This window comes from Limnohabitans sp. 2KL-3, assembly GCF_001269405.1.
Classification (GTDB): domain Bacteria; phylum Pseudomonadota; class Gammaproteobacteria; order Burkholderiales; family Burkholderiaceae_C; genus Limnohabitans_A.
Genome location: NZ_CXON01000017.1, coordinates 1 through 17,433, shown reverse-complemented (window position 1 = coordinate 17,433; position 17,433 = coordinate 1). Strand labels below are relative to the sequence as shown.

The window sequence follows — 17,433 nt, the reverse complement described above, 5'->3', positions numbered from 1 at the left end:
AGCGTTGCTCTTCCCCCTGTAGGAGCGGCGCCCTCGCCGCGATAAAGCCCCGCAGACCACCACCCCCCATCGCACCAAGGGCGGTGCTCCCACAGGGGGCAGGGAACGGCCCCCACCCCTCAAATCCCCAAATTCATTAAACCCAATCTGATTCATCACGCACCCAGCTGCGCCTGTTTCAAATTCTCAAATTCATCACAATCCCTGCCGGTTTGCCTTGAATCGCAAATTGTGAGTTCTTAAATGTGCTGTATTTTACAAATAAATACACCAAAACCAACAGAATATTCCAATTGGCTAGTGGCGTTTTGTGGACTTATTGGGTACTATGTTTTACAAATTCGCCGTCATTTTTTGAGCCAAAAAGCACCCCTATTTCCATGATTTCGAAACCCCTTGCCCCTTTGTCTCAGATCGCTTTGGCTTTGACTTCCTGGCCACTTGCTTGGCGCGCGTGCGCGGGGCGTGTTGCTCGGGCGCTGGCCGCCGGGGTTTCGGTGATGGTGCTGGGCCTGGCCGGGGCGCAGGCGCAAACGGCCATCGAGACCAGCCAAGCCGGAGCCAACGCGCGCATCGACGTCTTGGGCTCGCCCTTTACCCCCCCGCCGGGCACGGCCGCCAGCCAAAGCCGCATCTTGGTCTACCGCGCCAGTGACAGCGCAGGCCTCAAAGGCGCCACGGGCGTGTTTGTCAATGGCCAGTACCACACCTCCTTGGTTGCCGGTGGCTACAGCCAGCTGTGCACCGAGCCCGGGGCGGTGGAGATTGGTGCTCGCCAAGTGCGTGTGGGCCGCACGGCCAAAGACAACTACGACAGCTTGACCGCCACGCGCTTGCTGGCCGCGCAAAGCCAGTACTTTGCCGTCTACGAGGACGCGGGTCGCCCCGTGCTCAAGCCCGTGCCTGCGGCCCAGGCGCTGCAAGAGATGGCCAGTGTGCGCTTGCAAATGCACACCGTCTCGCGCGTGACCAAGGCCCAGGACTGCCTCTCGGCACCCGCTTCCGCACCCGCCCCTGTGGCCGCTCCCGTCATGGTGCCCGCCATGCCCCAGCAGTTTGCCTTGTCGGGCGATGCCTTGTTTGCCTTTGGCCGCTCCGATGCGGCGGGCATGACCAGCCAAGGCTTGGCCGTGATTGACCAACTGGTCTCGCGCATTCGCAGCGACTACACCTACATCAACCACATCCACGTCATTGGCCACGCCGACCCGCTGGGCTCGCCTGCGGGCAACCAGCGTTTGTCCGCTGAGCGGGCCGACACGGTGCGCCGCTACATCGAGCGCGTCAGCCAGATCTCCGCGCGCATCACCTCCGAGGGACGGGGCTCGCGCCAGTTGGTCGAGCGCTCGTGCGGCTCGGTCGCCTCGGCCAGCGCCATCGCCTGCAACCAGCCCAACCGCCGCGTGGTGGTCGAGGTGGTGGGCCAGCGCCGCGTGGACGGTGGGGGGCAAATAAGCCCCTCCACACCCCGCTGATCTGCTGATTCACCTCCAGATTCACCCCCCAGCTTCATTCCCCAGATTCATCCCTGAATTCCCACCCCGAATTCACACCCCAATTCACTGAGAGCACACACCATGGCCAAGCAATTCAAAGTCCTCGTCAACACCGGCAACGCACAAAGCAACCAGGTCCTGGACGTCACACAAGGGCAAGGCGCCAAAGGCCAGCCCCTGCGCATTGCGGCCAAAGCCGGTGCCAAGTACCAGCTGCAAGAGCTCGACAAGAACAAAGAAGCCGCCCCCGAATACGTCAAAGTCAAGCGTGTGGGCAAGAACCTGCACATCTTGCTAGAAAACAGCACCGAAGCGGACATCATCATCGAGGACTACTACGAGGTCATGCCCGAGGGCTACAACGGCGTGGTGGGCCAAGCAGAAAACGGCAACTTCTACGAATACATCCCGGAAGACCCGGACGTCAAAGGCCTGATCCCGCAGCTGGCCGACGGGGGCCAAACGGTCAGCGTGGCGCTGGGTGGTGCTGAAGTCGTGGGCTCGGGCGCTGCCGTGGGTGTGCTGGCCTTTAACCCCTTGCTGGCCGCTTTGGGGCTGGCGGGCGCGGGCGCAGCCGCCGCTGCTGCCGGTGGCACCACCGCCACCACCTCCAACACCACCATTGGCAGCGTCACCGACAACGCGGGCAACCCGGGCAACGGCACCGAGTCGCTCGCCAACGGGGCCAGCACCAACGACAAGACCCCCACGCTGACGGGCCAAGCGCCTGCGGGCACGGTCATCACCATCAAAGACGGCGGCGTTGTCATTGGTTCTGCCACGGCCGATGCCAACGGCAACTGGTCCTTCACCCCGCCTGCCGACTTGTCCGAGGGCAAGCACAGCTTCACCGCCGAGTCCACCACCAACGGCGTTGCCAACGTCAGCCCGGCCTTTGAGATCACGGTGGACACCATCGCCCCCCAGATCGCCATCGCCACCGACAAGATTGCCCTGGGCAGCGCCGAGACCGCTGCGATCACCTTCACGCTCAGCGAAGCCAGCGCTGACTTTGTGGCCGGTGACATCACCACCACGGGCGGCACCTTGAGCGCCCTGGTCAAGAGCGCGGCCAACCCGCTGGTCTACACCGCCACCTTCACGCCCACGGCGGGCGCCACCAGCGCCAAGATCAGCGTGGGCAGCAACCAATTGACTGACGCTGCGGGCAATGCCAACCAAGACGGCGCGGACGCCAACAACAGCGTGGCCCTGAGCCTGGGCTCGGCCCAGGCCAAAGCGGCTGTGGCGCTGGACCCCATCAGCGGCGACAACCTGATCAGCGCCGCCGAGGGCGCCCAAGCCAGCCTCACCCTGACGGGCCGCGTCAGCGGCGCCTTCACGCCCGGCGACATCGTCACCATCCGCGTGGGCACCCAGACCTTCACCACCATCGTGGCGGCCAACGGCAGCTACAGCCAAGTGGTCCCCATGACCGAGCTCAAGGCCGATGCCGACAAAAAAGTCGAGGTCAGCGTGGCCGTCAAAGACCCCGCCACCGGCCAAGTCAGCACGGTGGACAACAGCCAGACCTACACGGTGGAGGGCGCTGCAGGCACGGGCACATCCTTGGTGGTGGACCCCGTCACGGCCGACAACCTCATCACCCCCGCCGAGGCCAGCGTGGCCAACACCGCCGTCACTGGCCGCGTCTCGGGCGTGTTTGCCGCAGGCGACACCGTCACCCTGACCGTCAACGACAAGCCCTTTGTGGGCACCGTCAACGCCCAAGGCCTCTTCAGCATCAACGTGCCCACCACCGACTTGGTCGCTGACCGCGACACCAAAGTCGAGGCCAGCGTGTCCGCCACCACCCCCACCGGCAAAGTCACCGCCAGCGCGGTGCAAGACTACGCCTTGAGCAACCAAGGCGGCACGGGCGCAGCCATTGGCGGCACCAGCACCGGCACCGCCATCGAAGACAGCAGCGCCCAAGCGGCGGGCACGCTCACCGTCACCGGTGCGGCCAACAGCGCCAACAACGTGCTCAAGGCCCCCACCAGCTTGGCCGGCCAGTATGGCAACTTCACCCTGGACACCACCACCGGCGCTTGGACCTACACGCTGGACAACGGCAAAGCGGCCACGCAAGCGCTCACCGCTGGCCAGCAAGTGAGCGACAAACTCAGCGTCACCAGCCAAGACGGCAGCGCATCCAAAGACATCGTCATCGCCATCACCGGCGTCAACGACAAAGCCCTCATCACCGGCCAGACCACGGGCGGCGTGACCGAAGACGCCCCTGCCACCACCACCAGCGGCACCCTCACCGTGACGGATGTGGACACCGGCCAAGCCGCCTTGCAAACGCCAGCCAGCCTGGCGGGCACTTATGGCAACTTCACGCTCAACACCACCACCGGCGCTTGGGTCTACACGCTGGACAACAGCAAAGCGGCCACGCAGGCCCTGACCCAAGGCCAACAAGTCACCGACAAACTCACCGTCACCAGCCAAGACGGCAGCACCACACAAGACATTGTGGTCACCGTCACCGGCGCGGCCGAGGGCGCTGTCAGTGGCACCGTCATTGGTGGCACCAACACCGGCGCCGTGATCGAAGACAGCACCTCGCAGGTTGCAGGCGTCTTGGTGGTCACCGGCGCTGCCAACAGCGCCGACAACGTGCTGCAAACGCCCACCAGCTTGGCGGGTACTTACGGCACCTTCACGCTCAACGCCACCACAGGCGCTTGGAGCTACACCCTGGACAACAGCAAAGCGGCCACACAGGCCCTGAACGCAGGCCAGCAAGTCACCGACAAACTCACCGTGGCCAGCAAAGATGGCAGCGTGGCCAAAGACCTCTTGGTCACCGTCACCGGCACCAACGACGGCGCAGCCATTGCGGGCACCAGCACCGGCACCGTCACCGAAGACGCTCCTGCCACCACCGCCAGCGGCACCCTCACCGTGAGCGATGTGGACACCGGCCAAGCCTTCTTGAGCACGCCCACCACCGCCAGCCTGACCGGCACGTACGGCAACTTCACGCTCAACAGCGTCACCGGCGCCTGGACCTACACGCTGGACAACAGCAAAGCGGCCACGCAAGCGCTGGCGGCTGGCCAGCAAGTCAGTGACAAACTCACCGTCACCAGCAAAGACGGCAGCGCATCCAAAGACATCGTCATCGCCATCACCGGCGTCAACGACAAAGCCCTCATCACCGGCCAGAGCACCGGCAGCGTCACCGAAGACGCCCCTGCCACCACCGCCAGCGGCACGCTCACCGTGGCCGATGTGGACACCGGCGAAGCCCTGCTGCAAACCCCCACCAACGCCAGCTTGGCTGGCACTTACGGCAACTTCACGCTCAACACCGCCACCGGCGTTTGGCTCTACACCCTGGACAACAGCAAGCCGACCACCCAAGCCCTGGCTGCAGGCCAGCAAGTCAGCGACCAACTCACCGTGAGCAGCAAAGACGGCACGGCCTCGCAGCTGATCACCGTCACCGTCACCGGCGCAGCCGATGGCAACGCCACCGCCATCACCGGCACCAACACCGGCACCGCCATCGAAGACAGCACCGCCCAAGCCTCGGGCACGCTCAGCGTCACCGGCGCTGCCAACAGCGCCGACAACGTGCTGCAAGCGCCCACCAGCTTGGCTGGCACTTACGGCAACTTCACACTCAACACCACCACCGGTGCCTGGACCTACACGCTGGACAACAGCAAAGCGGCCACGCAAGCGCTGACACAAGGCCAGCAAGTCACCGACAAGCTCACCGTCACCAGCAAAGACGGCAACGCCATCAAAGAAATCTTGGTCACCGTCAGCGGCGTCAACGATGCGGCCGTCATCAGCGGCCAAGCCACGGGCAGCGTGACCGAAGACTCGGCCGCACAAACCACCGCCAGCGGCACCCTCGCCGTGACGGATGTGGACACCGGCCAAGCCTTCTTGAGCACGCCCACCACCGCCAGTTTGGCCGGCACGTATGGCAACTTCACGCTCAACACCGCCACCGGCACCTGGACCTACACGCTGGACAACAGCAAACCGGCCACCCAAGCCCTGGCCCAAGGCCAGCAAGTCACCGACACCTTGCGCGTGACCAGCCAAGACGGCAGCGCCACACAAGACATTGTGGTCACCGTCAACGGCGTCAACGAAACCGTGGCCAAACCCACCACCATCAGCGAAGTCACCGACAACGCTGGTAACCCCGGCGGGGCCACACAAAGCGTGCCCAATGGTGCCAGCACCAACGACACCACCCCCAGCTTCAAAGGCACCGGCACGCCCGGCGAAGTCGTCACCCTCAAAGACGGCGACAAAATTGTGGGCTCCACCACCGTCAACCCCGACGGCACTTGGAACTTCACCGCGCCTGAACAAGCCACTGGCCCGCACAGCTACACCGCCAGCACCCCGTCGGGCGGCAGCACCGCGCCGTTCACCGTGACCGTGGACACCGCGCCGCCCACCATCGCCATCAGCGTGGACAAAGCCAACATCGGCAGCGCCGACACGGCCAGCGTCACCTTCACCCTGTCTGAGGCCAGCGCCGACTTCATCAAAGACGACATCACCGTCACCGGCGGCAGCTTGGGGCCACTGGTCCAAAGCGCCACCAACCCGCTGGTCTACACCGCAGTGTTCACACCCACAGCCGGAGCCACCCCAGGCTCCAGTGGCACCGTGCGGGTCGACAGCAACAAATTCACCGATGCCGCAGGCAACGCCAACGCAGACGGAGCAGACGCCAACAACAGCGTCAGCGTCACCGTGGTCGCGGGCAAACCCACCGCCATCAGCGAAGTCACCGACAACGCAGGCAACCCCGGCGGGGCCACAGCTGTGGTGCCCAATGGCGGCAGCACCAACGACACCACCCCCAGCTTCAAAGGCACAGGCACGCCCGGCGAAGTCGTCACCATCAAAGACGGCGACAAGATTGTGGGCTCCACCACCGTCAACCCCGACGGCACTTGGAGCTTCACCGCGCCTGAGCAGGCCACTGGCCCGCACAGCTACACCGCCAGCACCCCGTCGGGCGGCACCACCGCACCGTTCACCGTGACCGTGGACACTGCGCCGCCCACCATCACGGTCGCCATCGACAAAACCAGCATCGGCAGCGACGAGATGGCCCAGCTCACCTTCACCTTGAGTGAAGCCAGCAGCGACTTCAGCAACAGCGACATCACCGTCACCGGCGGCAAACTGGGCACCTTGGTCCAAAGCAGCACCAACCCGCTGGTCTACACCGCCGTCTTCACCCCCGACGGCAGCGCAGCGGCGGGCACCGTGCGGGTCGACAGCAACACATTCAGCGACGCCGCAGGCAACTTCAACCAAGACGGCGCCGACACCAACAACGCCGTGGGCCTGAACATCACCGCCTCGCCAGGCAACGCGGCCATCACACTGGCCCCCATCACCGGTGACAACCTGATTACCGCCGCCGAAGGCAGCACCCTGGTCAACGTCACCCTCACTGGCAAAGTCACCGGCGCGTTCACGGCAGGCGACGTGGTCACCATTCGTGTGTACGACCAAATGCTCACCACCACCGTGGACGCCTCTGGCAACTACAGCCAAGTGGTCAGCATGGCCGCCCTCAAAGCCGACGCAGACACCCAAGTGGACGTGTCGGTCGCCGCCAAAGACCCATCCTCTGGCCAAACCAGCACCGCCAGCAACAAGCAAAACTACACGGTCGAGACCAACCCCAACAGCGGCACCGCCCTGGTCATCGACCCCGTCACGGCCGACAACATCGTCAACCTGGCCGAATCCAAAGCCACCGACACCACCGTCACCGGCAAAGTCACGGGCGTGTTCGCTGCGGGCGACAAAGTCACCCTCACCGTCAACGGCAACCCCTACAGCGCCAACGTCAACGCCGATGGCAGCTTCAGCATCCCCGTCAAAACGCTGGACTTGCTGGCCGACAAAGACACCCAAATCGACGGCATTGTCAGCGTCAACGGCGGCGCGATCTACAGCGCCCAGCAAAACTACGCCGTCGACACCACGCCGCCTGCAGGCACGGTCACGCTCAACCCGCTCACACCCGACAACCTGATTGACGCTCAAGAAGCGGGTCAAACCACCTTGCCCGTCACCGGCAAAGTCACCGGCGACTTCAAAGTGGGCGACAAAGTCACCGTCACCGTCGACGGCAAGCCCTACAGCGGCACCGTGGACGCCCAAGGCAACTTCAGCATCCCCGTGCCCACAGCGGCCCTGATTGCCGACACGGACACGAAGTACGAAGTCACTGTGGCTCTGACGGACGGCGCAGGCAACACCGGCACGGCATCAGGTGCCAACGACTACAACAGCAACGTGGCACCGCCCGCCAACAACGTGGCCATCAGCTTGAACCCGGTCACGGGCGACAACATCATCACCGTGGCCGAGGGCCAAGCCGACAGCATCACGCTCTCGGGCAAAGTCTCGGGCGCCTTCACCGCAGGGGACGTGGTCACCCTCCGCGTGCACGACCAGATTCTCTCTACCACCGTGGACGCGGTGGGCAACTACAGCCAAATCGTCAGCATGGCCGCCCTCAAGGCCGACCCGGACACCCAAGCCGAAGTCAGTGTGGCGGCCAAAGACCCCGTCTCGGGCAAGATCAACACCGTGGGCACCAGCCAGGACTACACGGTGGAGACCGATGGCAGTGGGGGCACCAGTGGCAAAACCGTGGCGATGTACATCGACCCGGTCACCTCTGACAACGTGATCAACGCCAGCGAAGCCAAGGCCACCGACACCGCCATCACTGGCCGCGTCACAGGCGTGTTCACGCCAGGCGACCAAGTCATCCTCAGCGTCAACGGCAAGCCCTACAGCGGCGCTGTCAACGCCCAAGGTGCCTTCAGCATCAACGTGCCCACGGCCGAACTGCTGGCCGACTACGACACCCAAATCGAAGGCCGCATCACCACCAGCGCAGGCACGGCCAACGCGGTGCAAAACTACGCCCTGAGCGACAGCAACACCAACGGCGCCAACACCGCCATTGGCGGCACCAGCAGCGGCGCGGCCATCGAAGACAGCACAACCCAAGCCTCGGGCAGCCTCAGCGTCACCGGTGCTGCCAACAGCGCCGACAACGTGCTGCAAGCGCCCACCAGCTTGGCAGGTACTTACGGCAACTTCACGCTCAACCCCTCCACCGGTGCGTGGAGCTACACGCTGGACAACAGCAAAGCGGCCACGCAAGCGCTGACACAAGGCCAGCAAGTGAGCGACAAACTCACCGTCACCAGCAAAGACGGCCTGGTCAGCAAAGACATCACCATCGCCATCACCGGCACCAACGACACCGCCGCCATCACCGGCAGCAAAACCGGCAGCGTCACCGAAGACGCTGCACAAAACACCGCCACCGGCACCCTCACGGTGTCTGACGTGGACACCGGCGAAGCCCTGCTGCAAACCCCCACCACCGCCAGCTTGGCTGGCCAGTATGGCAACTTCACGCTCAACACCGCCACCGGCGTTTGGGTGTACACCCTGGACAACAGCAAGCCAGCCACACAAGCTTTGGCTGCAGGCCAGCAAGTCACCGACAAACTCACCGTCATCAGCAAAGACGGCAGCGCCACACAAGACATCGTCGTCACCGTCACCGGCGCAGCCGATGCCAGCACCACCGTCATCAGCGGCACCAACACCGGCACCGCCATCGAAGACAGCACCGCGCAAGCCTCGGGCACGCTCAGCGTCACCGGCTCTGCCAACAGCGCCGACAACGTGCTGCAAGCGCCTGCCAGCTTGGCCGGTACTTACGGCAACTTCACGCTCAACACCACCACGGGTGCCTGGACCTACACGCTGGACAACAGCAAAGCGGCCACACAAGCGTTGACACAAGGCCAGCAAGTCAGTGACAAACTCACCGTCACCAGCAAAGACGCCTCGGCCATCAAGGAAATCATCGTCACCGTCACCGGTGTCAACGATGCCGCTGCCATCACCGGCACCAAAACCGGCTCGGTCACCGAAGACCAACTGGTCACCACCGCCTCTGGCGTTTTGACAGTCAGCGATGTGGACACCGGCGAAGCCCTGTTGGCCACGCCCAACAGCGCCACATTGGCAGGCACCTACGGCAACTTCACGCTCAACACCGCCACCGGCACCTGGGTCTACACCCTGGACAACAGCAAAGCGGCCACCCAAGCGCTCATCAGCGGCCAGCAAGTGCAAGACAAGCTCACTGTCAGCAGCAAAGACGGCACGGCCAGCCAAGAGATCGTGGTCACCGTCAATGGCGTCAACGAAACCGACACCACCAACGGCAAAGCTGCCATCACGCTGGCTCCCATCACCGGTGACAACCTCATCAGCGCCACCGAAGGCAGCACCCTGGTTAACGTCACGCTCACTGGCAAAGTCACCGGCGCGTTCTCAGCAGGCGACGTCGTCACCATCCGTGTGTACGACCAAGTGCTCACCACCACCGTGGACGCCGCAGGCAACTACAGCCAAGTGGTCAGCATGGCCGCGCTCAAAGCCGACAGCGACACCCAAGTCGAAGTGTCGGTTGCAGCCAAAGACCCTGTTTCGGGCCAAACCAGCACCGCCACCAACAACCAAAACTACACCGTCGAGCCCACCAGCGGCACAGGCACGGCGCTCTACATCGACCCGGTCACGGCTGACAACATCGTCAACCTGGCCGAGTCGGGCGCGGTCAGCATCCCCGTCACCGGCCGCGTGACGGGCAAGTTCAGTGCAGGCGATGTGGTCACCCTCATCGTCAATGACCAGAAGTTCTCGGGCACTGTGGACGCCAACGGCAACTACAGCATCCCCGTCAAGACCCTGGACCTGCTGGCGGACAAAGACACCCAAGTCGAGGCCAGCGTGAGCGTCTCGGGGGCCAACTACAGTGCCCAGCAAAACTACGCCGTCGACACCACACCGCCCACAGGCACGGTCACGCTCAACCCGCTCACGCCCGACAACCTGATCGACGCCTTCGAGGCGGGCCAGGCCACCTTGCCCGTCACCGGCAAAGTCACGGGCGACTTCAAGCCGGGCGACAAAGTCACCGTCACCGTCGACGGCAAGCCCTACAGCGGCACCGTGGACGCCCAAGGCAACTTCAGCATCCCCGTGCCCACATCGGCCCTGATTGCCGACACGGACACGAAGTACGAAGTCACCGTCGCTCTGACCGACGGCGCAGGCAACACCGGCACGGCATCAGGCGTCAACGACTACAACAGCGCGGTGCTGCCGCCTGCCAACAACGTGGCCATCAGCTTGAACCCGGTCACCGGCGACAACATCGTCACCGTGGCAGAAAGCCAGGCCGACAGCGTCACGCTCTCGGGCAAAGTCTCGGGCGCGTTCACCGCAGGTGATGTGGTCACCATCCGTGTGCACGACCAAGTCTTGTCCACCACGGTGGACGCGGCAGGCAACTACAGCCAAATCGTCAGCATGGCGGCCATCCGCGCTGACATCGACACGAAGGCCGAAGTCAGCGTCGCGGCCAAAGACCCCGTCTCGGGCAAAGTCAACACCGTGGGCACCTACCAGGACTACACCGTGGAGACCGATGGCACCGGTGGCAAGCCAGACACCGTGGGCAAAACGGTGGCCTTGTTCATCGACCCGGTCACCGCTGACAACCTGATCAACGCCACCGAGGCACAAAACGCCAACACCCCCATCACCGGACGCGTCACGGGCAAGTTCGCTGCAGGCGACGAAGTCACGCTCACCGTCAACGACAAGCCCTTCAAAGGCACGGTCAACGCCCAAGGTGTCTTCAGCATCTTGGTGCCCACGGCCGACCTGGTCGCCGACCGCGACACACAAGTTGAAGGCAGCGTGACCACCAGCGCAGGCACGGCCAACGCGGTGCAAAACTACGCCCTGGGTGAGGGCGCAGGCCCCAACCCGGTCAAGCCCGCCATCACCGAAGTCACCGACAACGTGGGCAACCCGAACAATGGCACGGTGCCCCTGACCAATGGCGGCGACACCAACGACACCACGCCCACCTTCAAAGGCACAGGCACGCCCGGCGAAGTCGTCACCATCAAAGACGGCGACAAGGTGGTGGGCTCCACCACCGTCAACCCCGACGGCTCCTGGAGCTTCACTGCGCCTGAGCAAGCCACCGGCCCGCACAGCTACACCGCCAGCACGCCAAGCGGCGGCACCAGCGAGCCGTTCGCATTCAAGATCGACACCACACCGCCCACCATCAAGGTGGACATCGACAAAACCACCCTCAACACCGACGAAACCAGCACCGTGACCTTCACCCTGAGTGAAGCCAGCACGGACTTTGTCAATGGCGACATCGCCGTCACCGGCGGCACCCTGAGCCCGCTGGTCCAAAGCAGCACCAACCCGCTGGTCTACACCGCCACCTTCACGCCCGCCAGTGGTGCCACCGCAGGCACCGTCAAGGTCGACAGCAACAAGTTCAGCGACGCCGCAGGCAACTTCAACCAAGACGGCGCGGAAGCGGACAACAGCGACAGCGTGGCCATCACCACCGGCGCAGGCAAAGCCGCCATCACCTTGGCCCCCATCACCGGTGACAACCTGATCACCGCCACCGAAGGCAGCACGCTCACCAACGTCACCCTGACTGGCAAAGTCACGGGCGCGTTCAGCGCAGGCGACGTGGTCACGATCCGCGTGTTCGACCAAGTGCTCACCACCACCGTGGACGCTGCAGGCAACTACAGCCAAGTGGTCAGCATGGCCGCGCTCAAAGCCGACAGCGACACGCAAGTCGAAGTGTCGGTCGCCGCCAAAGATCCGTCATCGGGCCAGATCAGCAACGCCAGCAACAACCAAAACTACACGGTCGAGCCCACCACCGGCACGGGCACGGCCCTGTTCATCGACCCGGTCACCTCTGACAACATCGTCAACTTGGCCGAGTCGGGTGCGGTCAGCATCCCTGTCACCGGCAAAGTGACTGGCAAGTTCAGTGCAGGCGACGTGGTCACCCTCATCGTCAACGACCAGAAGTTCTCGGGCACTGTGGACGCCAACGGTGCCTACAGCATCCCCGTCAAAACCCTGGACCTGCTGGCGGACAAAGACACCCAAGTCGAAGGCAGCGTCACCATCGCAGGCGGCGTGTCCTTCACGGCCCAGCAAAACTACGCCGTGGACACCACACCGCCCACAGGCACAGTCACGCTCAACCCGCTCACGCCCGACAACCTGATCGACGCCGCTGAGGCGGGTCTTGCCACCTTGCCCGTGACGGGCAAAGTCACGGGCGACTTCAAGCCGGGCGACAAAGTCACCGTCACCGTGGACGGCAAGCCTTACAGCGGCACCGTGGACGCCCAGGGCAACTTCAGCATCCCCGTGCCCACATCGGCCCTGATTGCCGACACGGACACGAAGTACGAAGTCACTGTGGCCCTCACGGACGGTGCGGGCAACACCGGCACCGCCTCGGGTGCCAACGACTACAACAGCAACGTGGCACCGCCCGCCAACAACGTGGCCATCAGCTTGAACCCGGTCACGGGCGACAACATCGTCACCGTGGCAGAAAGCCAAGCCGACAGCGTCACGCTCTCGGGCAAAGTCTCGGGCGCGTTCACGGCAGGTGACGTGGTCACCATCCGTGTGTTCGACCAAGTCTTGTCCACCACGGTGGACGCTGCGGGCAACTACAGCCAAGTGGTCAGCATGGCCGCCATCAAGGCCGACATCGACACCAAGGCCGAAGTCAGCGTCGCGGCCAAAGACCCCGTCTCGGGCAAAGTCAACACCGTGGGCACCTACCAGGACTACACCGTGGAGACCGATGGCACCGGTGGCAAGCCAGACACTGTGGGCAAAACGGTGGCCTTGTTCATTGACCCGGTCACGGCTGACAACCTGATCAACGCCACCGAAGCACAAAACGCCAACACCCCCATCACCGGCAAAGTGACAGGCAAGTTCGCTGCAGGCGACGAAGTCACGCTCACCCTCAACGACAAGCCGTTCAAAGGCAGTGTCAATGCCCAAGGTGTCTTCAGCATCTTGGTGCCCACGGCCGACCTGGTCGCCGACCGCGACACACAAGTTGAGGGCAGCGTGACCACCAGCGCAGGCACGGCCAATGCGGTGCAAAACTACGCGCTGGGCCAAGATGCGGCCGCCAACACCGCCATTGGTGGCGTGACCAGCGGCTCGGCCCTTGAAGACAGCAGCACCCTGGCCTCGGGCACGCTCACGGTGACAGGTGCAGCCAACAGCGCCGACAACGTGCTGCAAACACCCACCAGCTTGGCCGGCACGTACGGCAACTTCACGCTCAACAGCGTCACAGGGGCCTGGACTTACACGCTGGACAACAGCAAAGCGGCCACACAAGCGTTGACGGATGGCCAAAATGTCAGTGACAAACTCACCGTCACCAGCAAAGACGGCCTGGTCAGCAAAGACATCGGCATCACCATCACCGGCGTGAACGACACCGCCGTCATCACCGGCACCACCACCGGCAACGTCACCGAAGACGCCAGCGTCAACATCGCCAGTGGCACCCTCACGGTGACCGACGTGGACACTGGCGAAGCCTTGCTCAAAACGCCCACCAGCGCCACGCTGGCCGGCACTTACGGCAACTTCACCCTGAACACCGCCACCGGTGCCTGGACTTACACGCTGGACAACAGCAAACCCGCCACCCAAGCCCTGGCCAACGGCGACAAAGTCACCGACAAACTCACCGTCACCAGCAAAGACGGCACCGCCAGCCAAGACATTGTGGTCACCGTCAACGGCGTCAACGAAGCCGACACCCCCAACGGCAAAGCCGCCATCACGCTGGCCCCCATCACCGGTGACAACCTGATTACCGCCACCGAAGGCAGCACCCTGGCCAACGTCACCCTCACTGGCAAAGTCACGGGCGCGTTCAGCGCTGGCGATGTCGTCACCATCCGTGTGTACGACCAAGTGCTCACCACCACCGTGGACGCCGCAGGCAACTACAGCCAAGTGGTCAGCATGGCCGCGCTCAAAGCCGACTCGGACACCCAAGTCGAAGTGTCTGTTGCAGCCAAAGATCCGTCATCGGGCCAGATCAGCACAGCCACCAACAACCAAAACTACACGGTCGAGCCCACCACCGGCACGGGCACGGCCCTGTTCATCGACCCCGTCACCTCTGACAACATCGTCAACCTGGCCGAGTCGGGCGCGCTCAGCATCCCTGTCACCGGCCGCGTGACAGGCAAGTTCAGTGCAGGCGATGTGGTCACCCTCATCGTCAACGACCAGAAGTTCTCGGGCACTGTGGACGCCAATGGTGCCTACAGCATCCCCGTCAAAACCCTGGACCTGCTGGCGGACAAAGACACCCAAGTCGAGGGCAGCGTGAGCGTCTCGGGGGCCAACTACAGCGCCCAGCAAAACTACGCCGTCGACACCACGCCGCCCACAGGCACGGTCACGCTCAACCCGCTCACCCCTGACAACCTGATCGACGCTCAAGAAGCGGGCCAAGCCACCTTGCCCGTCACCGGCAAAGTGACGGGCGACTTCAAAGCGGGCGACAAAGTCACGGTCACCGTCAACGGCAACCCCTACACCGGCACGGTGGATGCGCAGGGTAACTTCAGCGTCAACGTGCCCACGGCCGAGCTCATTGCCGACCCGGACACGAAGTACGAAGTCACTGTGGCCCTCACGGACGGCTCGGGCAACCCCGGCACGGCATCAGGCGTCAACGACTACAACAGCAACGTGGCACCGCCCGCAGGCAACGTGGCCATCACCTTGGAGCCCGTCACCGGTGACAACGTCATCACCCTGGCCGAAGGCAGTACCGCCACCACCACGCTCAGCGGCAAAGTGACTGGCGCGTTCAGCGCAGGTGATGTCGTCACCTTCTTTGTCAACGACAAAACCTTCACCACCACCGTGGCTGCCGATGGCAGCTACAGCTTGGGCGTCGCCACAGCCGAGCTCAAGGCCGACTTTGACACCAAGGTCGAAGTGCGAGTGGCCGCCAAGGACCCCATCAGCGGCAAAACCCAATGGGCAGGCAACGCGCAGGACTACACGGTAGAGACCGACACGGTCCTCAAGACCGTGGCCCTGTCCATCGACAAAGTCACCGCTGACAACATCGTCAACCTGGCCGAATCGGCCAACACCAACACCCTGATTGCAGGCAAAGTGAGCGGCGTGTTCGCAACAGGCGACAAAGTCACCCTCAGCATCAACACCGTCGACTACACCGCCACCGTGCAAGCGGACGGCAGCTATACCGCGAGCGTCAAAACAGCCGACCTGCTGGCCGACAGCGACACACAAATCCAAGGCTCCGTCACCACCAGCGCCGGTGTGGCCAAGGCCATCCAGAACTACGGCGTGGACACCACACCGCCCGTGGCCAGCGTCGTCATCGACCCGCTGACCCCCGACAACATGATCGACGCCTTGGAGGCGGGCCAGCAAACCCTGCCCGTCACCGGCAAAGTCACGGGCGAATTCAAGCCTGGCGACAAAGTCACCGTCATGGTGAATGGCAACCCCTACAGCGGCACCATCAAGCCCGATGGCAGCTTCAGCGTCAACGTGCCCACCACCGAGCTCATTGCCGATCCGGACACCAAGTTCGAAGTCACCGTCACCGTCACCGACAACTCGGGCAACACGGCTGACGTCAAAGGCGACAAAGACTACGGCTCGGCCGTCAGCCCAGCAGATGCCAAAGTGGCCATCACCCTGGAGCCCATCACGGGCGACAACATCGTCACCGTGGCCGAAGGCGCACAAAGCAGCGTCACCCTCAGCGGCAAAGTCACCGGCGCGTTCACGGCAGGCGACGTGGTCACCCTCCGTGTGCACGACCAAGTGCTCACCACCACCGTGGACGCGGCAGGCAACTACAGCCAGGCCGTCAGCATGGCCGCCATCAAGGCCGACCCCGACACCCAGGCCGAGGTGAGCGTGGCCGCCAAAGACCCCGTCACTGGCAAAGTCAACACCGTGGGCACCGCGCAGGACTACACCGTAGAGACCGACGCCACCGCCGGCAAGACCGTGGCCCTGTCCATCAACACCGTCACCGCTGACAACATCGTCAACCTGGCCGAATCGACGGCCGCCGAGACCACCGTCACCGGCAAAGTCACCGGCGTTTACGCCGCAGGCGACACTGTCACCTTCACCGTCAACAAAAAGCCCTTCACCGGCACGGTGAGCGCAGACGGCAGCTACAGCGTCAAAGTGGCCACGGCCGAGCTGATCGCCGACAGCGACACGCAAATCGAGGGCACTGTCACCACCAGCGCCGGTGTGGCCAAGGCCATCCAGAACTACGGCGTGGACACCACCGACCCCGTGGTCAAGCTCAGCGTGGACACCGTCACCGCCGACAACTTCCTGTCCGCTCAAGAAGCGGGCCAGGCCCAGACCGCCATCACTGGCCAAGCCACAGGCGAATTCCGCGCCGGTGACGTGGTCACCCTCACGCTCAAAGACAGCAACAACAACGTCAAAACCTACAGCGCCGCCGTGAACGCCGCAGGGGCTTACAGCATCCAGGTGCCCAGCGCCGACCTCGTCTCGGACGCCGACACCCTGATCGAGGCCAGCATCGTGGCCACCGACGGTGCGGGCAACAGCGCTACCGCCTTGGCCCAGCGCGACTACAACAGCGCCGTCACCCCCGCAGACGCCAAAGTGGCCATCACCTTGGCGCCCATCACCGGCGACAACATCGTCTCCGTGGCCGAAGGGGGCCAAGCCAACACCACGCTCAGCGGCAAAGTCAGTGGCGCCTTCAGCGCAGGTGACGTGGTCAGCGTGTACCTCAACGACAAGACCTTCACCACCACCGTGGCCGCTGACGGCAGCTACAGCCTGAGCGTTGCCACCGCCGAGCTCAAGGCCGACAAAGACACCGTGGCCGAAGTCTCGGTGGCGGCCAAGGACCCGGCCACCGGCAAAATCAACGTGGCGGGCAACAGCCAGG

At 63.9% G+C, this 17,433-nt stretch carries 2 protein-coding genes; both read left to right on the top strand.

Translation table 11 applies throughout. The features are described from left to right. Positions 1-380 precede the first annotated feature (380 nt). Complete coding sequence (locus AMM41_RS16950) at positions 381-1,475, top strand: OmpA family protein (RefSeq protein WP_089961879.1); 1,095 nt, start codon at positions 381-383, stop codon at positions 1,473-1,475. A 102-nt stretch (positions 1,476-1,577) separates the two neighbouring features. Then, positions 1,578-17,433 (top strand): Ig-like domain-containing protein (locus AMM41_RS16945; RefSeq protein WP_089961875.1); only part of this gene is annotated, 15,856 nt, incomplete at its 3' end.

Coding starts and splice junctions, on each gene's coding strand:
- AMM41_RS16950 (WP_089961879.1), top strand. CDS start 381: ATGATTTCGAAACCCCTTGCCCCTTTGTCTCAGATCGCTTTGGCTTTG.